The sequence below is a fragment of the Pandoraea sp. NE5 genome, assembly GCF_024363545.1.
In the GTDB taxonomy this organism is placed as follows: Bacteria; Pseudomonadota; Gammaproteobacteria; order Burkholderiales; family Burkholderiaceae; genus Pandoraea; species Pandoraea cepalis.
Genome location: NZ_AP025517.1, coordinates 166,889 through 185,735 on the forward strand (window position 1 = coordinate 166,889; position 18,847 = coordinate 185,735).

General features: G+C 62.4%; 17 protein-coding genes and 1 pseudogene. 8 read left to right on the forward strand and 10 right to left on the reverse strand.

All coding sequences use genetic code 11. The features are described from left to right. Positions 1-29: 29 nt before the first annotated feature. From PanNE5_RS00675 to PanNE5_RS00685, 3 genes and pseudogenes are all read left to right on the forward strand, one after another. Positions 30-731: a response regulator transcription factor gene (locus PanNE5_RS00675; protein ID WP_261938977.1), complete on the forward strand. Its 702-nt coding sequence runs from the start codon at positions 30-32 to the stop codon at positions 729-731. A 98-nt stretch (positions 732-829) separates the two neighbouring features. Then, a complete protein-coding gene (locus PanNE5_RS00680) occupies positions 830-2,692 on the forward strand; it encodes an ATP-binding protein (RefSeq protein ID WP_261938978.1) in 1,863 nt (620 codons plus the stop codon). 20 nt (positions 2,693-2,712) lie between these two features. Next, positions 2,713-2,847: pseudogene (locus PanNE5_RS00685) on the forward strand (IS3 family transposase); the annotation flags it as partial. Here PanNE5_RS00685 and PanNE5_RS00690 read toward each other — a convergent pair. Then, entirely contained in the window at positions 2,844-3,659 is an 816-nt protein-coding gene (locus PanNE5_RS00690) for a DNA-binding transcriptional regulator (protein ID WP_261938979.1), read from the reverse strand. The pseudogene PanNE5_RS00685 and the gene PanNE5_RS00690 overlap by 4 nt on opposite strands. A 288-nt stretch (positions 3,660-3,947) precedes the next feature. Between PanNE5_RS00690 and PanNE5_RS00695 the strand changes: the two genes are divergently transcribed. The 3 genes from PanNE5_RS00695 to mhpD are packed head-to-tail and all read left to right on the forward strand — an operon-like array spanning position 3,948 to position 7,565. Next, the gene (locus PanNE5_RS00695) at positions 3,948-5,801 is read left to right on the forward strand and encodes a bifunctional 3-(3-hydroxy-phenyl)propionate/3-hydroxycinnamic acid hydroxylase (protein ID WP_261938980.1); all 1,854 of its coding nucleotides are present in this window, start codon (positions 3,948-3,950) and stop codon (positions 5,799-5,801) included. Positions 5,802-5,804: 3 nt separating this feature from the next. Continuing rightward, positions 5,805-6,764 (forward strand): 3-carboxyethylcatechol 2,3-dioxygenase, encoded by a 960-nt coding sequence (locus PanNE5_RS00700; RefSeq protein WP_261938981.1) that lies wholly within the window; start codon positions 5,805-5,807, stop codon positions 6,762-6,764. Between the two features lie 15 nt (positions 6,765-6,779). Next, a complete protein-coding gene (gene mhpD, locus PanNE5_RS00705) occupies positions 6,780-7,565 on the forward strand; it encodes a 2-keto-4-pentenoate hydratase (RefSeq protein ID WP_261938982.1) in 786 nt (261 codons plus the stop codon). Between the two features lie 65 nt (positions 7,566-7,630). Here the strand turns inward: mhpD and PanNE5_RS00710 are convergent, their stop codons facing one another. Continuing rightward, positions 7,631-7,873 carry a hypothetical protein gene (locus PanNE5_RS00710; protein ID WP_261938983.1) on the reverse strand — a complete coding sequence of 81 codons (243 nt, stop codon included), beginning with the start codon at positions 7,871-7,873 and terminating at the stop codon, positions 7,631-7,633. Here PanNE5_RS00710 and mhpT point away from each other — a divergent pair. Both mhpT and PanNE5_RS00720 read left to right on the forward strand, forming a co-directional pair. Then, a complete protein-coding gene (gene mhpT, locus PanNE5_RS00715; RefSeq protein WP_261938984.1) occupies positions 7,861-9,147 on the forward strand; it encodes a 3-(3-hydroxy-phenyl)propionate transporter MhpT in 1,287 nt (428 codons plus the stop codon). The two genes, PanNE5_RS00710 and mhpT, sit on opposite strands and share 13 nt — an antisense overlap. Positions 9,148-9,258: 111 nt before the next feature. Continuing rightward, positions 9,259-10,137 (forward strand): alpha/beta fold hydrolase, encoded by an 879-nt coding sequence (locus tag PanNE5_RS00720; protein WP_261938985.1) that lies wholly within the window; start codon positions 9,259-9,261, stop codon positions 10,135-10,137. A gap of 274 nt (positions 10,138-10,411) precedes the next feature. Here the strand turns inward: PanNE5_RS00720 and PanNE5_RS00725 are convergent, their stop codons facing one another. From PanNE5_RS00725 to PanNE5_RS00760, 8 genes are all read right to left on the reverse strand, one after another. After that, complete coding sequence (locus PanNE5_RS00725; protein ID WP_261938986.1) at positions 10,412-10,702, reverse strand: YciI family protein; 291 nt, start codon at positions 10,700-10,702, stop codon at positions 10,412-10,414. 21 nt (positions 10,703-10,723) lie between these two features. Continuing rightward, complete coding sequence (locus tag PanNE5_RS00730) at positions 10,724-11,212, reverse strand: zinc-binding dehydrogenase (RefSeq protein ID WP_261939905.1); 489 nt, start codon at positions 11,210-11,212, stop codon at positions 10,724-10,726. A 246-nt stretch (positions 11,213-11,458) separates the two neighbouring features. After that, positions 11,459-12,406, reverse strand: a complete 948-nt coding sequence (locus PanNE5_RS00735; RefSeq protein WP_261938987.1) for an electron transfer flavoprotein subunit alpha/FixB family protein — start codon at positions 12,404-12,406, stop codon at positions 11,459-11,461. Between the two features lie 23 nt (positions 12,407-12,429). Continuing rightward, positions 12,430-13,179: an electron transfer flavoprotein subunit beta/FixA family protein gene (locus PanNE5_RS00740; protein WP_261938988.1), complete on the reverse strand. Its 750-nt coding sequence runs from the start codon at positions 13,177-13,179 to the stop codon at positions 12,430-12,432. Positions 13,180-13,206: 27 nt separating this feature from the next. Next, positions 13,207-15,885, reverse strand: coding sequence for an aconitate hydratase AcnA (acnA, locus tag PanNE5_RS00745; protein ID WP_261938989.1), 2,679 nt, complete (start codon positions 15,883-15,885; stop codon positions 13,207-13,209). Continuing rightward, complete coding sequence (locus PanNE5_RS00750) at positions 15,872-16,732, reverse strand: citryl-CoA lyase (protein WP_261938990.1); 861 nt, start codon at positions 16,730-16,732, stop codon at positions 15,872-15,874. Before PanNE5_RS00750 ends, acnA begins: the two co-directional genes overlap by 14 nt. Further along, positions 16,729-17,931 (reverse strand): CaiB/BaiF CoA transferase family protein, encoded by a 1,203-nt coding sequence (locus PanNE5_RS00755; RefSeq protein WP_261938991.1) that lies wholly within the window; start codon positions 17,929-17,931, stop codon positions 16,729-16,731. The genes PanNE5_RS00750 and PanNE5_RS00755 overlap by 4 nt, the downstream gene beginning before the upstream one ends. 135 nt (positions 17,932-18,066) lie before the next feature. Continuing rightward, positions 18,067-18,783, reverse strand: coding sequence for an IclR family transcriptional regulator (locus tag PanNE5_RS00760; RefSeq protein WP_261938992.1), 717 nt, complete (start codon positions 18,781-18,783; stop codon positions 18,067-18,069). Positions 18,784-18,847 lie beyond the last annotated feature (64 nt).

Here is an 18,847-nt window from a genome sequence, read left to right on the forward strand (position 1 = left end):
CCCCGCCTAATTGTCTGGAATCCCAAGCTATGCCTGCCAGCCCGTCAGTCGATGCCGAACCGGTGCTCCCCGGACCGCTATTGCTCGTGGAAGACGACCCGGCGACACAAACGCGCATGTGCGGCATTCTGAAATCGCTGGGCTATCGCAATGAGATGGTCTGTCTGGCCGGAAGCCTCGCGCAGGCGCGTGCGCATCTGGCAAGCACGCCGTGCGCGCTGATACTGGTCGATGTGGGCCTGCCGGACGGCAGCGGCGTCGATCTGATCGGCGAGTTGCACGAAAGCGATCCCGCCCTTCCGATTCTGGTAATCTCCGCGTGGAGTACGGAGCAGATCATTGTGCGTGCGCTAAGGGCAGGTGCGACCGGGTATCTGCTCAAGGAGCGCGACGACGAGGAAATTGCGCTTTCGATACGCAGCGCACTGCGCGGGGGTGCGCCGATCGATCCTTTTGTTGCCAGGCATATTCTTAGCCTAATCGGCGTCAGCCGGGCGACGCCAGTCACCGGTCAGTCGCCGACGGCCGAGGCCGTGCCGGCATTGAGCCCGCGAGAAATCGAGATTCTCGGGCTCGTCGCCAAAGGCATGACGAACCGCGAGATTGCAGCCCTGCTCAATATCTCCAGTCTCACGGTCGCATGCCACATCAAGAACATCTACAAGAAGCTCGCCGTCAACTCGCGCACGCAGGCCGTGTTCGAAGCGCGTACCTTCGGCTTGTTGCCCTGACCCGCCGCATCGGCACGATGCACTCGGCACGGGGCAGGTCTCTGTCTCTGCGCAGTCTTATCGTCTTTGTCTGCCTTATCGGCCCGGTCCCCGGCATCGTGGACGCCCAGGGACAGACACGCCCGCCCGAGAACACCGCGCCGACGTTCGATCGTATCGAAGCCGTGCGCGCCACGAGCGATGGCGTCGCGAGCATGAACCCCGACGCCGCCAACTGGACTACGGTGCACGCCCCAGACGTCGGCTGGACCGATGTCACGCTGCCCGACGTCTGGACACGCCGCTGGCCGGACTACAACGGCGTGGTCTGGTATCGGCTTACGTGGCGGGAACCGGAGCACCCACAGCCACGTGGCGTGCTGCTGGAATACCTGAATATGGCCGGTGTGGTGTACTTGAACGATGTCCTGATCTCGCGCGACAACTCGCTTGTCGAGCCACTGACGCGAGCGTGGAACACGCCGAGGTACCAAATTCTGGACACGCCGGCGTTACGTCCCGGCGTCAACACGATACTCGTACGCGTCTCGGGCCTGGCGGCGTACAGCCCTGGGCTTGGCCCAGTCGTGCTGGGCAGCCCCGACATCGTGCACGAGCGCTACGAGCGGGAGCAATGGATACGGCGCGACCTGCAACTCTTCAGTCTCGCCATCACCCTGACCCTCGGCATACTCGTGTCGATGCTTTGGTTGTATCGACGCGACGAGTCGGCCTACGGCTGGTTCAGCGTGATGTCGCTCACCTGGTGGCTCTATGCGGTCAATCAGGTGGTCACCCGGCCGTGGCCATTTGCGACGAACGACGCGTGGGAGGTCTTCGTCTCCATCGCATTTCTCGCTTACTGCGGCAGCTTCACGATGTACGTGTTGCGTTTTTGCGGCCGACGCATGCCGCGCCTCGAAGCGTTGTTATGGACAACGTTCGGCGCCGGAGCACTCTGGCTGATCGTCATGCCACACGATCGCATCGAGACATCGCGCGCGATCTGGGCCATAGTGCCCGGCGTGACCTATCTGGCGAGTTGCGTGCTGCTTTTCGTCCTCACATGGCTTGAGCGCAGGCTGGAACAACGTATCGTCTCAATGTGCGCGTTGACCTTCGTCGTCGCCGGCACCCATGATTTTCTGGTGTATTTTGGCGTGCTCACGTCGAACGTCTATTACACGACGCAAACGTCTCAGGTGCTCATGATCGGCATGGCCATCGTGCTTGCGAGGCGCTTTGCCGAAAACGCACGGAGAATCGCTCAGTTCAACGACGAACTGCGCGTCGGCATCGATAATGCGCGCGAGGAACTGGCGCATACACTCAATCGTCAGCACGAACTCGAAGTCGTCAACGCGCGCCTCGCCGAGCGGTTGAATCTCGCACACGATTTGCACGATGGACTGGGCGGCGCATTGGTGTCGAGCATCGCGGCCATCGAACATGCGCCGCACACGTTGCCGCCGGCGCGCTTTCTCGCGTTGCTCAAGGAAATGCGCGACGAACTGCGTTTCGTCATCGACACGGCGGCCACGCATCAGCAAGGTGAGTTGGCGCTCGCCGAGCAGATTGCCCCATTGCGGCATCGGATTTCAGTACTCTTCGAGACCCAGAACATCGAGTGCATCTGGCGGCTCGACGGCATCTCGACGTGCGTGCTCAGCGCCGCGCAATCGCTGGAGTTGCTGCGCATTCTCCAGGAAACGCTGACCAACGTGCTCAAGCACGCGCAGGCGACCCGTATCATTGTCGAACTGCGGCACGACGGCAATCGGGTCACCCTGCGCGTTGAGGACAACGGTGTCGGTTTCGATTTGCAGGGCATGCGAATCAATACCGATGCCCCGCAGGGCGGGCACTTTCACGGCACTGGGCTTAACAGCATGCACCGGCGTGCCCAACGATTGGGGGGCTCACTCTCGCTACTGAGGGAGAACAGTGCGACGGTCGTGATGGTGCAATTCGACCTCAGCTGACGCGCGGCGTATCAAGACCAGGCCTGAAGGGCTACATCGACGACTACAACCGGCACCGCATCAAATCGAAACTTGGTGGACTGAGTCCCGTGGAATATCGAATGCAAGCGGGAAAAAATCAGCGGTTCACCGTCACGGCGAGCGGTGGCGCTTAATCGTCAGCGGACGCCGCATGCACCGGGGCGGCCGGCGCCACGGCTGCCGCCATCTGCGCCGCCGCCTCCTGAAGCGGCGGCACGAACCGCCGCACGGCCTCGGCCGGGCTCACGGCCTGATCGAGATAGATCACGTTAAGACTCGCCAGCACACGTCCCTCCGACACAATGGCGACCGCTACCGCGCCGATCTTGCGCTGGTCGAGCCAGTCGCCATGATTCGAGCCGAAGCCGTTCTCGCGCGTCTGTCGCACGAGATTGCGGATGAACGCGTCGTCGCCGGCAAACCGCTGCTGCAACTCCCCGCCCGCGCCCGTTCGCAGCAAATCGAGAATGTCCTCGCGCTCCGCCTCTGGGCACATGCCGAAGTATGCCCGCCCGGCAGCTGTGAACAGCATCGGCAGGCGCCGCCCGACCATGGCGCGGTGAAACGACAACGGGCTGAAACGATGTGTCGTCTCGCGGATGATCATGGCGTCGCCGTCGGGAGTGGTCAGATCGGAGGGCCACACCACACGCTGCATCAACTTCCCCATGATCGGCGGTGCGACGGTCGCGATGCGTTCGTCGTCCGTGAAGCCCTCGCTGAGCGAGCGCACCGCGAGCGCCAGTCGGAAGGTATCGTCGGAGGTGCTGCGTCGCACGAATCCGTCTTCCAGCAATGTCTCCAGCAGTCTGCGCACGGTGGTGCGGTGAAGTCCCGTCGCTTCGCTCAACTGCTGCGGCGTCGCGCGTCCCCGCGCCATCGCGTTGAGCGCCCGCAGTACCAGCAGGCCGCGCGATAGCCCGCGCACGTTCGGATATTTGCTCATGAAATCGTATTTAAAATCAATGATGTGCATTCTATGCACATTTCGACGAAATTGTTGAGCGCTTTTCGCGACCTGCCTAGACTCATCGAAAAATCAGAGCGCTAGCGGAGACACCTTCTTTTCGGTGTGAGCGAGTGTCGTCGAAGACGCCTCGCTCGACGACCGACCCCGGCCCAACGATTAGCGGACGACACGAGCCGCGACGGAATCAACGAACGCAGCACGCCATTCGAACGCGCCAGACCGGCGTGCGGGGCGCGCTCGCGCTCAAGAAAAGGAGCGAGACACATGAGTACATTCGACAAAGCCGCCAGTGCCGTGGCTGACACCACTGCCGACATCACGACGGACGTGGCCATCGTCGGAGCCGGCCCGGTTGGGCTGATGATCGCGAATATTCTCGGCTTGCAAGGCGTGCGCGTCACGATCCTGGAAAAGCTGGATCAACTCATCGATTACCCGCGCGCCATCGGTCTGGACGACGAGGCCTTGCGTGTATTCCAGGCCGTCGGCCTTGCCGACGCTCTGCTTCCGCATACGACCCCCGATCACTGGATGCGGTTTGTCACGAGCGATGGTCACTGCTTCGCGTCGATCGAGCCGCGTACCGACGAATTCGGCTGGTCGCGCCGCAACGCGTTCATTCAACCGCTCGCCGATCGGGTGCTGTTCGAGGGGCTCGAGCGCTTCGCGCATGTGGACGTGCGTTTCGGGCACGGCGTCGAGGCGCTCGCGCAGGACGCTCGGGGGGTGACGCTGAGCACGCGAACGAGCGATGGCGAAGTCCGTACGGTTCGCGCACGTTACGTTGTCGGCGCCGACGGCGGCAACAGCATGATTCGTCGCCTGCTTCAGGTGCCGTTCGAAGGACGCACGAAGCCCAACCAGTGGATCGTGGTCGACGTGCGTAACGACCCGGTGGGCTCGCCTCACGTTTATCTGCACTGCGATCACGAGCGCCCATACGTTACCGCCGCCCTGCCCCACGGCATTCGCCGCTTCGAATTCATGGTCATGCCGGGCGAGACGGAGGAAGAACTCTCCAGGCCCGAGAACATGGCGGCGCTGATTCGCAAGGTGGTCGCGCATCCGGACCGGGTCGACTACATCCGCAAGCGGGTCTACACGCACAACGCGCGTCTGGCGGAAACGTTCCGCGTGGATCGCGTGCTGCTGGCGGGCGACGCGGCGCACATCATGCCCGTATGGCAGGGGCAGGGCTACAACAGCGGCATTCGCGACGCCAACAACCTGGGCTGGAAGCTTGCGATGGTGATCAAGGGGCAGAGTCTCCCGAGCCTGCTCGACACGTACACCGCCGAGCGCCGGCCACATGCGCGCTCGATGATCCACCTCTCCGAAGTCGCGGGCGACATCTTTGCACCGACCACGCGCTTCGGCGTGCGCTTCCGTGATGCCTTCGTGCGCAGCTTCAACCTGTTTCCGTCGGTCAGGCGCTACTTCGTGGAAATGCGTTTCAAGCCGATGCCGCGCTACGAAGCGGGAGTGGTGTTGCTTCCCCCCTCCACATCCACCGGCGGCTGGCTGGCGCGCCTGTTGAAGCGCTCGGGCAATTCGGCGCCGGGCCGTCTGCTGGGCCTGATGAGCGAGAAGCGCGATTCGTGGCTCGGCCGCCGGGTGTATGGCCGTGACCCGTTTGCCAGTTCGCCGGTCGGGCGTCTGTTCATTCAGCCGAGTGTCCGCACCGGGACCGGCGAGCTTCAACGTCTCGACGACGTCATCGGCAATCACTTTGCCGTGCTCGGATGGGGGGCCGACCCGACGTTCGGCCTGACGGCGCGTGCGCGCGCCGTTGCCGAGACACTGGGCGTGCGCTTCGTGCTGGCCAAGCCCGACGTGCAGATGGCGCACACCGACGACGTGCCGGAGGGCGTGATCGCGATCGGCGATCCACTCAATCGACTGAAAGACTGGTTCGGTGCGCGTTCGCAATCCGTGGTCTTGCTGCGCCCCGATCGATTCGTCGCCGGTGTCTGCGCCCCGCAGGAAGTGTCGGACGCGCTGATCGCGCTAGCCGGCAAGGTAGCGCTCTCCGATGATCCGGTGCGGCAGGCGACGCCGTTGCACGCGCCAAAGCATCACGCCCCCGCCCTCGTCATGCAGCAAGTTGCCGGAGCCTAAGTCATGCCGATTCATCTCGAATGCATTTCGCACACACCGTTGCACGGCTATTTCGATCCGCCCGACGACATCGTGTCCGAAGTGAAGCGGGTGCAGGCGCAGGCACGCGAGCGCGTGCGCGCGTTCGATCCCGAACTGGTTGTCGTATTCGCGCCGGACCACTTCAATGGCTTCTTCTATGACGTCATGCCGCCGTTCTGCATCGGCGCGGCGGCCACGGCGATCGGCGACTTCAACAGCCTGGCCGGCAAGCTGCCGGTCCCGTCAGATATCGCGCATGCGCTCGCCGAGCATGTGCTGGCGTCGGAGGTCGATGTCGCGCTGTCGTACCGCATGCAGGTCGATCACGGCTGCGCCTATGCGTTGGAAGTACTCACAGGCGGGCTCGATGCCCACCCGGTCGTGCCGGTGTTCATCAACTCGGTCGCGCCGCCGATGGCGACGCTGCGCCGGTCTCGCCTGCTGGGAGATGCCATCGGCCGGCACCTGGCGCGCACGGACAAGCGCGTGCTGGTGGTGGGATCGGGCGGCATCTCGCACGAGCCGCCCGTGCCCGAGTTGATCGGTGCGACCGAGGAGGTCGCCGAGCGTCTGATCGCCGGCCGTAACCCGTCCGCAGAGTCGCGCGCGGCGCGTCAGGCACGCACGGTGGCCGCCGCCGAAGCGTTCACGGCGGGAACGAGTCATCTGCATCCGCTCAATCCGCAGTGGGACCACGCGTTTCTCTCGTTGCTCTGCGACGGGCATCTGAGCGCCGTCGATGACATCAGCAACGACGCGATCACGCGCGACGGCGGCAAATCGGCCCACGAAATCCGTACGTGGGTCGCAGCGTTCGCGGCGCTCGCCGCTTATGGCGAGTACAGCGCGTCCCTCGATTACTACCGTGCGATTCCCGAATGGATCGCCGGCTTTGCCGCGATGCACGCCACGCCGCAAACGGCGCTGGCCGCGGCCGCCTGATAGAAGGAGTCCCCAATGTCAAATTCCCCGTTGATTCAGACCCTCGCCGAGCGTCTTCGCCGGGCCGAGGCCACGCGCCAGCCCATTGCACCGGTTCGCGGCGAGATCGCACCCGACGACATGGCGAGCGCCTATGCCGTGCAGCAGTGCAACGTCGCGGCGCGCGCCGCCACGGGCGAGCGCATCGTCGGCCGGAAGATCGGCCTGACATCGCTCGCGGTACAGCGGCAACTCGGTGTGGATCAGCCCGACTTCGGCGCGCTGTTTGCCGGCATGGCTTACGGCGACGCGCAGCCGATGCCGCTTGCGAGCCTCATCCAGCCCAAGGTTGAAGCCGAGATCGCGCTTGTGATCGAGCGTGACCTCACGTGCGAGAAACACACGTTCGCCGACATTCTGCGCGCCACCGCCTATGCGGTCGCGGCCGTGGAAGTCGTCGACAGCCGCATCGAGCAGTGGAATATCCGCTTCGTCGACACCGTGGCCGACAACGCGTCGAGCGCGCTGTTCGTGCTGGGCAGCCGACCGGTCGCGCTCGCCGAAATTGACCTGACAGCCTGCGCAATGACGCTTTCGCACAACGGCGAAGTGCGCTCGCGCGGCAACGGCGCGGCCTGTCTGGGCAACCCTCTGAATGCCGCAGTCTGGCTTGCCGACCACATGGCACAACTCGGCACGCCGCTGCGCGCTGGGGACGTGGTGCTCACCGGCGCGCTCGGGCCGATGGTCCCCGTTACCGAGGCAGGTACGTTCGTCACGGAAATCGAAGGTCTGGGCAGCGTACGCGCGACGTTTGCGTAAGGCAGCCCACACACGCGCCATCGCACGCAAGGACACGCGGACGCATCGGGACGCATCGGGACGCATCAGGACGCATCGGGCAGCAGCGCAAGACGACTGGTGGCGGTGCTATGCGAGTCAAGGCGATGCAATGCGGCAACGTCATGGGGTGAACCGATGCGACGAACTAATGCGACTTCGGTCGCTTGTGAACCAGACTTTTCGCCGTCGAACATCGAGAGATAAAGCGCGCAACTCCCAAGATTCAACACGACCGCCAAGAAGAGCGGATTTTCCTGGAACTGGAGACAAAGCAATGCAAGCATCATCACCGCAAGGCGCGGCGCCCGCAAAGGGTAGCCTCGCAACGATCGCACTGTGTTTGGCCATCGCCCTGCTCGAAGGCCTCGATCTGCAGTCGGCCGGCGTGGCGGCCCCACGCATCGCCAAGGAGTTCGCGCTTTCCGTGGCGCAGATGGGATGGGCGTTCAGCGCCGGTGCCATCGGCTTGTTGCCGGGCGCCGCACTTGGCGGGCGTCTGGCCGACCGTTGGGGACGCAAACGGGTGCTGATGCTGTCCGTCGCCCTATTCGGCATTTTCTCGCTCGCCACGGCACACACCTGGAATTTCGAATCGCTGCTGACGGCGCGCTTTCTGACCGGTCTCGGTCTCGGTGCCGCCATGCCCAATCTGATCGCGCTGTGCGCCGAAGCTGCACCGGAAGGCCAGCGAAGCACGGCTGTTGGCGCCATGTATTGCGGCATGCCGTTCGGCGCAGCATTCGCTGCCGTGATCGGCATCATGAGTCCTGGCGACGAGGGCTGGCGACACGTGTTTTACGTCGGCGGCTTCGGTCCGATGTTGATGGTGCCGCTGCTGGGGCTTTATCTGCGTGAGTCGGCACAGTTTGTCGCCACGCGTGTGACGCGTGACTCCGGCGTCGGCGGCACCACGGCGCAGCACGACGCGCCCGGCGCGACACCGAGCATCACGCACGCGCTGTGGAAGGAGGGCCGCACGCGCACGACGATCGCACTGTGGACGAGCTACCTCGGCACGCTCATCGTCCTGTACTTCCTGATGAACTGGCTGCCGTCGATGGTCGTGGCCAACGGGCTGTCGCGCGCGCAGGCAGGCATGGCCATCATGATGTTCAACATCGGTGGCGGCATCGGGGCGATCGGCATTGCGAACGTGATGGATCGTTACTCGCCGCGCCTGACCGTGATCGGCATGTACGTCGGCATTGCGTTGTCACTGGCCGGGTTGTCGGGGGCCAACGGTGCGGTGACGATGGCCTGCGGCGCCTTCTTCTGCGGACTGTTCCTGGTCGGGGGGCAGTCGGTGCTGTATTCGATGGCCGGGCAGGCGTATGCCACAGAAGTGCGGGGCACGGGCGTGGGGGCGGCGGTGGCCGTCGGGCGTCTCGGTTCGATCCTTGGGCCGCTGATCGCCGGTCAGTTGTTCGCGCTGGGGCAGAGTGCGTCGATGCTGGTGTCCTCGAGCATTCCGTTGATCGTGATCGCAGCCGTTGCCGCGCTGAGCGTGGTGAGCACGTTCGCTCCGCGCATGGTCGCCGGCGTCACTCAGCCGGGGCGATGACCGGCCGGCGCCGAGCTTCGTCGAGTGCTTGAGAAAGTCTTTGGGAGGATGGCGTGTTTCATGACGAAGCGCGCCGTCCTCAACGATTCACTATTCGTAGAGGGAGTCATTATGACGACAACGCAATCGGCCGACATGACGCTCACGGAAGCGTCCACGAGCCGCTTCGTGACGATCCGCGACGCGGACACGGAATATCGCATTCACTACAACGATACCGGCAGTGGCGCCGAAACAGTGGTGATGCTGCATGGGTCCGGACCGGGCGCGACCGGCTGGGCCAATTTCAACCGCAACGTCGAGCCGATGGTCGACGCCGGCTACCGCGTGCTGCTGGTCGATTGCCCCGGTTGGGGAAAAAGCGATCCGGTCGTCAACACCGGATCGCGTTCCGAATTGAACGCACGCGTGCTCAAGGCCGTGCTCGATGCGCTCGACATCGAGCGCGTGCACATCATCGGCAATTCGATGGGGGGACACAGTACCGTGGCGTTCGCCCTGTCGAATCCCGCGCGTGTCGGCAAGCTGATCCTGATGGGCGGCGGCACCGGCGGTCCGAGCCAATTCGTGGCCATGCCGACGGAAGGCATCAAACTGCTCAATGGTCTGTACAGGGATCCGACCATCGAGAACCTGAAGCGCATGATGAACGTGTTCGTCTTCGACGCGAGTTCGATCACCGAGGATCTGATGCAGGCCCGGCTCGACAACATGCTCGCGAATCGCGACCACCTCGAGAATTTCGTGAAGAGTCTTGCTGCGAATCCGAAACAGTTCACGGACTATGGCGCACGATTGGGCGAGGTCGCGGCGCCGACGCTGATCGTCTGGGGGCGTGACGACCGGTTTGTGCCAATGGACGTTGGCCTGCGACTGCTGGCCGGCTTGCCGAATGCGCAATTGCACGTGTTCAACCGCTGCGGACACTGGGTGCAGTGGGAGCACGCGGACGCATTCAATCGCATGGTCATCGACTTTCTGGCGCACTAGAAGACAAGCGCGCGTCAGCTTCCCTGTCATAGGGTCGTCGCATGACAGGGAAGCTTCGCGGATCGGTGAGCCTCGGTCTTTCGCGTCGTGCTTGCTTGGCTGGGATGCCGAGGTCAGCGTATACAAGCGCCGGCAGGTCGAACGCTGACTTCAAGATAGGTAACCGTATCGTCGGCACGGCACTTTCTCACGGCCAAGCATCTGCTTGGCGAACGCATCCGAATGATTTGATGGCGCTGTTCGCAGCGCTGCCGCTTGGGCATGGAGCGCAAAGCTAAGCTCCGAAGTCGGGCATGCCCGGAGCGGCCATCGTCGGTTCCCAGGCAATGATTTGGTAGCTGGCGACCCCGGCCTGATGGAAGGGGTCTTCGGAAATCCATTGCGAGACTTCGTCAAGCGCGTTGGCTCTGGCGAGAATCACGCCACCGGTTCGCGGCGACTTCCGGCCCGAGAGCAGGAAGTGCCCCGCTGCGTAATGGCGATTCAGAAAGGCGCGATGGTCGTCCATGTGGACGTCCACTTCGGACAACGGGCGCAGATAGTCGAGAAGGATGAGAAACAGCATGATGATCCTCGTTGTTTTTGCTCAGGGACGCAGGAGAATGGCACCGACAGTTTGCCCGGCTTCGAGCCGGCGATGTGCCTCCGCCGCTTCGCACAATGGAAGGATGTCGCCGATCGTCGGCCGCAGCCCGGCCTGCAGTTGCCGGATGGTGGCCAGTGCCCCTTCGCGATAACGTTCCAGATCCGTCATAAAGCGAATGACGCCGGGCCGCGAGAGCGCCACCGAACGCGCCGGGCCGAGCAGCGACAGATCGAGCAGTCCGGGGTCACCCGCCACCTGGCCGACATTGGCGACCATACCGTAAGGACGAACGCAGCCGAGGGTATCGAGCAGGGTCTTTCCACCGATGCCGTCGATAGCGTAATCGACGCCAAGCACTGCGGGAAGCGACGGAAGCCGATAGAGGCCGGTGCGGTGATAGATATCGACATAGTTGACCCCGATCGCCGTGTGCCGGACGCGGATTTCGCCGGCGGCCGGCGGAGGCAGCGTTTCGTCTACGGTGGTCAGTGCCGCCGCGTCGCCTTATTAACGGATAACGATCTGGGACGCTGCTGATGAAGCGTGAAATGATTCGCGCTGTGTCATGGCGTTCTCCTGATGGATGAGCTTGCAAGCGCAGCTTACGTCTAGCAAAATGCCACATCAATTCGCCAAATATCGACATTTGCCGCGCAAAAAAACACAGCCATCACTGGCATTGGAAAGCGCGCTCTCCAGTGGGATGACGTCCGTTATTTTCTGGAACTATCTTCGCTACTGCAATCGTTGGACCAGTTCCGGCACGATCTCAAAAAGATCGCCCACGAGGCCGTAATCCGCAACGCTGAAGATCGCCGCTTCCGGGTCCTTGTTGATCGCCACGATCACTTTTGAATCCTTCATACCCGCCAGATGCTGGATTGCCCCCGAGATGCCGATGGCAAAGTACAACTGGGGCGCCACGATCTTGCCTGTCTGCCCCACTTGGTAGTCATTCGGCACATAACCCGCATCAACCGCCGCGCGCGAGGCGCCCAACGCGGCGCCCAGCCTGTCGGCCAAGGGCTCCAGCAGGCGTTTGTAGTTCTCTGCGCTCCCCAGCCCGCGACCGCCCGACACGATGGTACCCGCGCTGGTCAATTCTGGGCGGTCCAGCTTAGTCACATCCCGGCTCACGAATTTCGATGACCCCGCGTCGGGCGCCGCATCGATGCTTTCGATCGGTGCGCTGCTGCCCTCAGTTGCGTCCGCGTCGAAGCTCGTCGCTCTGACCGTGATGACCTTGATCGAATCGCGTGATTGCACCGTTGCAATCGCATTACCTGCGTAAATCGGTCGCTCGAACGTGTCTGCGCTGCACACTGCCGTGATATCGCTAATCTGTGCCACGTCGAGTTTTGCAGCAATGCGAGGCGCTATGTTTTTACCCGATGCAGTAGCCGGCACCAGTATGTGCGAGTAATTCCTCACGATGCTCAACACCGTTGCCTCGATGTTCTCGGCCAGGCCCGCTTCTAGCTGCGGCGCATCGGCCAGCAACACCTTACTCACCCCTTCGAACTTCGCCGCAGCCTCCGCGGCGCTATGCGCATGATGGCCCGCAACCAGAACGTGCACGCTCTGCTGCGCGAATGACTTGATCGCCTTCGCCGCTGCCACTGCCCCCAGCGTCGCGGCTTTGACGGTCGCATTGTCGTGCTCTGCAATTACCAGAATCGTCATGTTTTTCCTCTCTTGCCCGTTTGTCAGAGTACGTTCGCCTCAGCCTTCAGCCTCTCCAGCAGCGACGCCACATCCGGCATCCTCACACCGGCGACGCGCTTCGCAGGTTCCACGACCTTGAGCGTTGCCAGCCGTGGCGTGACGTCAACACCGAGATCCTCGGGCTTGATCGTCTCGATCGGCTTCTTCTTGGCTTTCATGATGCTCGGCAGCGTTGCATAGCGCGGCTCGTTCAAGCGCAGGTCGGTAGTGATCACAGCGGGAAGCTTGACCGACAACGTCTGCGCACCGCCGTCCACTTCACGCGTCACAACCGCGCTGCCGTCAGCGACGACAACCTTCGACGCAAACGTCGCCTGCGGCAGATTTCCAAGAGCTGCGAGCATTTGGCCGGTCTGATTCGAGTCGTCATCGATGGCCTGCTTACCCAGGATGATGAGTTGCGGCTGCTCCCGGTCTACGATGGCCTTCAACAGCTTTGCCACGGCCAGTGGCTGCAACGCCTCATTCGACTCGATCAGGATGCCGCGATCCGCGCCGATCGCCAGCGCCGTGCGCAGCGTCTCCTGCGCCTGGGCCACGCCCGCGGAAACTGCGATCACCTCCGTGGCCACGCCCGCCTCCTTCAGCCGAACCGCTTCCTCCACTGCGATCTCGTCGAAGGGATTCATCGACATCTTTACGTTGGCGGTGTCGACACCCGTACCGTCCGACTTCACCCGGACATTTACGGTGTGATCTACCACGCGCTTCACAGTCACGATAATCTTCATTTCCTGATTTCCATATCACTAGGCAATTCAATCGTTTAATTTATGGCGAGCACCGTCTGCGGCGCCCGCGATCTGAGCTTCATACACGTAGCGGAGCACGCCGCCCGATCGCAAATACCGAAGCTCGGCGAACGTATCGACGCGCAGCGTCGCCGCCGATTGCGCCACCGTCGTTTCCCCACGGGTTACGACAACGCGCACGGGCTGCCGGCAGGTCAACGAATCGCTGTCGAAATGAATGTCGACCGACTCGTCTCCGAGCCATTCCAACTCGTCGAAATCCGTCGATTCCAGCAACTCGATTGGCATGACGCCCATCAGAACGAGATTGCTGCGATGGATACGTTCAAAGCTACGGGCCAGGACTGCGGACACGCCAAGCAACGACGTTCCGCGCGCCGCCCAATCTCTCGCGCTACCCGCGCCGTACGATTTTCCCGCGACGATGACGCTGGGCACGCCATCGTGCGCATTCTCCCGAGCGACTTCGAATACCGTGCGTACCTGCCCATCACGCGCCGAACGCGCAAGCGGGCCGACAAGCGGGTGCACCAACGAGTTGACCAGGCGCGGGCTCGCGAAGGTTCCGCGCACCATGACGTGGTGATTGCACCTGCGCGCGCCGTAGGTGTTGAAGTCTTCTGGCGCAACGCCTTGCTGTCGCAAGTAGCGCCCAGCATCGCCCTCTTCCGCGATGCGCCCCACGGGGCTGATGTGATCTGTCGTGATGGCGTCGCCGAGCACGGCAAGCACGCGCGCGCCGGTAATGGACGCCGCGCCGATCGCTTGCTTTGTCCTGTCGAAGAACGGTGGCTCAACGAAATACGTGGAGCCGTCCTGCCATTGATACACCGTGCCGCCCTCCGATGCGATTGCATTCCATGTCTGTCGGGCTGCGCCACTTGCGTCGGTGATCGACGCGTAATCGCGTTGATCGAGAACGTGCCGAAGCAGCGCCTCCACCGTGGCGTCATCCGGCCACAGATCGCGCAGAAATACCGGATGCCCGTCACGATCCGTGGCCACCGGCTGCGCTTCGAGATCCGTCAGAACAGTGCCGGCGAGGGCGTAAGCAACCACGAGTGCAGGGCTAGCCAGATAGTTCGCCTTGACCAGCGGATGAATTCGCGCCTCAAAATTCCGGTTTCCGGAAAGCACGGCCGCCACGGTCACATTCCTCGCAACGATGTCATCCTCCACGCCGTCGTGCAGAGCCCCGGTATTTCCGACACAAGCCGAGCACCCGTAGGCCGCCACGTAGAATCCCAAGGCCTCCAGCGGTGAGAGCAGGCCAGCGCGCTCCAGATACCTCGTGACCGCAAGGGACCCAGGCGCAAGCACGGTCTTCACGTATTGCGGCACGGTCACACCACGCTCGACGGCGGCCTTTGCCACGAGCCCTGCCGTCAACATCGCGGCGGGGTTGGCGGTGTTGGTGCACGAGGTGATGGCCGCGAGCACGACTGCGCCGTCAGCGAGCGACGCCATGTCGCCTCGCGACGAATCAGCCCGCGAAGGGTCGACTGGAAGACTTGCCGCAACGTCGGGCAACGACAATGTCTGATGCGGACGGCGAGGGCCGGATACCAACCGGCCCACGCGCGACAGATCGATTTCGAGTGTCGCGGAATAATCTAGATCGGTGGCTTCCGGGATACCCAGCAAACGCTGCCGAAGGCAGTAGGCGCCGAAGCGATCGACCCGTTGCTTCGAGCGGCCGGTGTCGAGAAAGTACGCCAGCGTACTTTCGTCGGTCGCGAAGTAGCCGACCGTCGCACCATACTCCGGTGCCATGTTCGCGATCGTGGCGCGATCGGGAACGCTCAATCGGCGCGCCCCTCGTCCGACAAATTCGAGAAACTTGCCAACCACACCGTATTCGCGCAGCACACCTGTCAGGTAAAGCGCCAGATCGGTGGCATTCGTCCCCGACTGCCGCGCTCCCGAGAGCGCAACGGCGATCACGTCCGGTGTCGGCACGTAAAGCGGCAGACCGAGTACGGCCAATTCAGCCTCCAGCCCTCCCACACCCCAGCCGAGAATGCCAAGTCCGTTCACCATCGTCGTGTGCGAGTCGGTTCCGACCAGGGTATCGGGGAAGGCGAATCCGTCGCGCTGCGCGAGCCCTGTTGAGAGATATTCCAGATTGACTTGATGCACGATGCCGTGACCGGGCGGAACGACGCGCAAGCCATGGAACGCTTGCTCCGCCCATTTCACGAACCGATAACGCTCGTCGTTGTTCTCAAACTCGCGTGCAAGGTTTTGGGCCTGCGACAGAGGGGTTCCCGAGAAATCCGCGACGACCGAATGATCGATGACAAGATCTACCGGAATACGCGGCTGAACACACTCGGGCGCAATGCCGTCGCGCCATGCGGCGGCGCGCATTGCCGCAAGATCGCTGAGCAGCGGAATGCCCGAAGCGTCCTGTAGCAACACGCGCGAGAACCACGCCGGAATTTCGTCGCGTACCCCGTTATGCCACGCGAGAAGATTGCTCAGATGCGCACACGTTGTGTGTTCGCCGTCGAAATGCCTCACCATGCCTTCGAGCAAGATCCGGATCGACATTGGAAGGCGTGCAACGGCCGGAAACGCCTGCTCCATCTCGCGCAGCGACACGATGCGGCTGCGCCCGCCGTCGCCCCAGTCGATCGGCTGGATGAACGCGCCGGCGTCCATCATGGCTTCAATACTGGTCATTTTCATACCGAATTGACGAAGGTACATTACGTCGCGCCGGTCCCGTGTAGGTGTAGGGAACGCTTGGCGGCATCGGACCCTTGATGCGCTCCTGCGCTTGCGACTGCTCGTACGCGTGCGCGAGGATGCCAACCGAGCGCGAAAGAATGAAGAGCCCCCGCCCCAGCGCCGCCGAGAAACCCAGCTCGCTATAGATCACCGCCGTCGCCCCGTCGATATTGATGGGGATCGGCTTGTTCGCACGCCGGGCGAGCGTGGCCTCGATCACCCTTGCCGCAGCAAGGTACTGTCCAGTCACCAGGCCTTCGTCACGCGCTTGCTCGACAAGCGCGAGCAGGCGCGTGGCGCGGGGGTCGACAGGGTGAAAGCGATGACCATACCCAGGAATCATCTTCGACACATTGCGCTGGTAATCACCCACCACGATATCGCTCGCATCTGCGATGCCGCACTGCTCGGCGCTTGCGCATTCAAGCACACTGCGGAACAGATCCATGCATTGCTGCCCCGCCCCGCCGTGGACGTCGCCCAGCACATTGATCGCCGATGCCATTGCGTTATTGATGTCGACGCCACACGTCATGCTCATGCGCGCAATCGCAATCGACGGTGCCTGAGGCCCATGATCGACAGCCGCGACAAGCGCGGCCTCGAGCAGCGTCGCCAGCGGCTTCGACGGGACTTCGCCGCGCAGCATCAGCCAAACCATTTGCGCGTAGCTCAGATTGCCGATGAGGGTTTCGATCGGGTATCCGCGAATACCAATTTCACCGGGTTGAACGTCGATGATCGACGTCTTCCACCATTGTTCGGGTGGCGTCCATGGTTTGCCTGTTGTGGGTTTCATACCGCCCCCTGATGCTTGAGCTGTTCAATTTCGAGACTCGTGTACCCGAGCTCGCCTAACACCTGAGCGGTGTGCTCGCCCAGCGTAGGCGGCGCACAAGCGACGTCCGGCTCAGCTTCTCTCATTTTGAATCCGGAAAGCACCACCGATACGTCTCGCTCGTTTTTTACGGCGCGTCGAAACGATTTCACTAATCGTCGTTGCGTCACCTGCGGCTCGGCAAGCGCACTCGCCACATCCAGCACCCGCCCTGCGGGAATACCTGCCCGGGTCAGCGCCGGCTCCCATTCGGTAGCGGACTTTGTCTTCAAAGCAGCCTCGATGAGCGTTTTCAGTTCCGCCCGGTGCCGTTTGCGCGCCTCGCGCTGCGCAAATCGCGCATCGCTGGCGAGTTCGGGAATGCCGAGAAGCGCTACGAGCGCAACGAACTGCTCTTGCTTGTTCGCAGCGATGTTGAGGAGGCCGTCCGCCGTTTTGAAAGTGCCGGAAGGGGCGGCCGTGAAGTTCTCGTTCCCCATCGGTTGAGGCCGCTGCCCCGCAATCAGATAATTGGAGATGACCCAACCCATCGATGCCAGCATGCAATCGAGCATCGAAACATCGATGGACGTACCCACCCCCGTTGCCGCCCGACGGACCAACGCCGCACTGATCGCAAAAGCCGCGGTTACACCACCCAACGTGTCCGCGACGGGGTAGCCGACGCGCATCGGCACGCTCCGTTCGTCGCCAGTCACACTCATTACGCCAGACATGCCTTGAACGATCTGATCATAGGCGGGGGCATCTTTGAGCGGCCCCGTCTGGCCAAAGCCGGAAATCGCGCAATATACGAGTCGCGGATTGATCTCGCGCAGATCGTCGTAGCCGACGCCGAGGCGATCCATTACGCCGGGCCGGAAGTTTTCGATGACAACATCGGCGGACGCAGCCAGTTTATGGAAGATGGCTTTGCCGGCCTCACTCTTCAGATTGAGCGTGACCGACCGCTTTCCCGCGTTCTGTGCGAGAAACGATGTCCCCATCAACTCGGCGTTCAGCGCCGGATCGGCGCCAAGTTGCCGCGCCAGATCTCCCGTACCTGGGGTTTCGACCTTGATAACGTCGGCCCCCATTAGCGCCAATTGATAGCCGCAGAACGGCCCGGCCAGGACGTTCGTCACATCGAGAATCCTGATTCCTTCCAATGCCTGAGTCATTTTTACCTCAATTTCAGAATTATTTTCTGAAACATTGACCAAAAGAGATCAACGCAGGTCTATCTGATAGAACATCGTTCTATAACTGGTTTAAAAAACAGGCGGCCTTCTTGCAGTACCGCCCAATGGGTTCGGTTAACGCTGCTGCGCAGCCTTTAGCAAACGTGTCTCGTCGCCTCCGCATTGTTTCGTCAACTCTGCAGCGAACTTCAACAGCGTCGGTACGTACGATTCCAGCGTCTCGGCTTCGAGCCGATAGCGCGGCCCCGATATCGTAATCACGCCAACCAATTGGTTGCGCACGCCGAGCACGGGGCATGCCAGTGCGGCCGTCTCGGGATCTCGCTCCCCCACCGAGGCGGCGTACATGCGGTCGCGGATGCGTTCGTACTTATCGCCGGACAAGCCGCTGAACGCAAGGATGACATGGCCGCCCGCCCCAACGTTGAGCGGAAGCCGGTGACCGACATGTACCGAATCACGTATGGCACGATCGGCGTCCTGCCGATGCAGGCAGACGCGCGTATCGCCGTCGCGAACATAAAACGAAGCGCTCTCGTTGATCTCATCGACGAGTCGGCGCAAGGCCTGAGGGACGAGATCAGACGTATTGAAATTTCGCTGATACATAAAGCCGAGCGACAGCGTCTTGGGCCCAAGCCGGTAAAGGCCGTCGGAGGTACGCTGAACGTAGCCGTACTTTTCCATCGAATCGATCAAGCGGAGAATCGTGCTCTTGTAGAAACCCGTGCGGCTTGCGATTTCGGCAAGCGTAAGCGCGCCATCACGCTCGTTGAACGCCTCAAGGATATCGAGTGCGCGTTCAACCGCTGCTACACCGTCTGAACTCATAAGTCTCCCTCTCTGGATCGCCCGTATATTAAACGAATCCGTTCGGTATTGATCGCTCCCCGCG

What these genes read in the sequence shown, in the direction of transcription:
- PanNE5_RS00675 (WP_261938977.1), top strand. Translation starts at nt 30, where the DNA reads ATGCCTGCCAGCCCGTCAGTCGATGCCGAACCGGTGCTCCCCGGACCG.
- PanNE5_RS00690 (WP_261938979.1), bottom strand. Translation starts at nt 3,659, where the DNA reads ATGAGCAAATATCCGAACGTGCGCGGGCTATCGCGCGGCCTGCTGGTA.
- PanNE5_RS00695 (WP_261938980.1), top strand. Translation starts at nt 3,948, where the DNA reads ATGAGTACATTCGACAAAGCCGCCAGTGCCGTGGCTGACACCACTGCC.
- PanNE5_RS00700 (WP_261938981.1), top strand. Translation starts at nt 5,805, where the DNA reads ATGCCGATTCATCTCGAATGCATTTCGCACACACCGTTGCACGGCTAT.
- mhpD (WP_261938982.1), top strand. Translation starts at nt 6,780, where the DNA reads ATGTCAAATTCCCCGTTGATTCAGACCCTCGCCGAGCGTCTTCGCCGG.
- mhpT (WP_261938984.1), top strand. Translation starts at nt 7,861, where the DNA reads ATGCAAGCATCATCACCGCAAGGCGCGGCGCCCGCAAAGGGTAGCCTC.
- PanNE5_RS00710 (WP_261938983.1), bottom strand. Translation starts at nt 7,873, where the DNA reads ATGATGCTTGCATTGCTTTGTCTCCAGTTCCAGGAAAATCCGCTCTTC.
- PanNE5_RS00720 (WP_261938985.1), top strand. Translation starts at nt 9,259, where the DNA reads ATGACGACAACGCAATCGGCCGACATGACGCTCACGGAAGCGTCCACG.
- PanNE5_RS00725 (WP_261938986.1), bottom strand. Translation starts at nt 10,702, where the DNA reads ATGCTGTTTCTCATCCTTCTCGACTATCTGCGCCCGTTGTCCGAAGTG.
- PanNE5_RS00735 (WP_261938987.1), bottom strand. Translation starts at nt 12,406, where the DNA reads ATGACGATTCTGGTAATTGCAGAGCACGACAATGCGACCGTCAAAGCC.
- PanNE5_RS00740 (WP_261938988.1), bottom strand. Translation starts at nt 13,179, where the DNA reads ATGAAGATTATCGTGACTGTGAAGCGCGTGGTAGATCACACCGTAAAT.
- acnA (WP_261938989.1), bottom strand. Translation starts at nt 15,885, where the DNA reads ATGACCAGTATTGAAGCCATGATGGACGCCGGCGCGTTCATCCAGCCG.
- PanNE5_RS00750 (WP_261938990.1), bottom strand. Translation starts at nt 16,732, where the DNA reads ATGAAACCCACAACAGGCAAACCATGGACGCCACCCGAACAATGGTGG.
- PanNE5_RS00755 (WP_261938991.1), bottom strand. Translation starts at nt 17,931, where the DNA reads ATGACTCAGGCATTGGAAGGAATCAGGATTCTCGATGTGACGAACGTC.
- PanNE5_RS00760 (WP_261938992.1), bottom strand. Translation starts at nt 18,783, where the DNA reads ATGAGTTCAGACGGTGTAGCAGCGGTTGAACGCGCACTCGATATCCTT.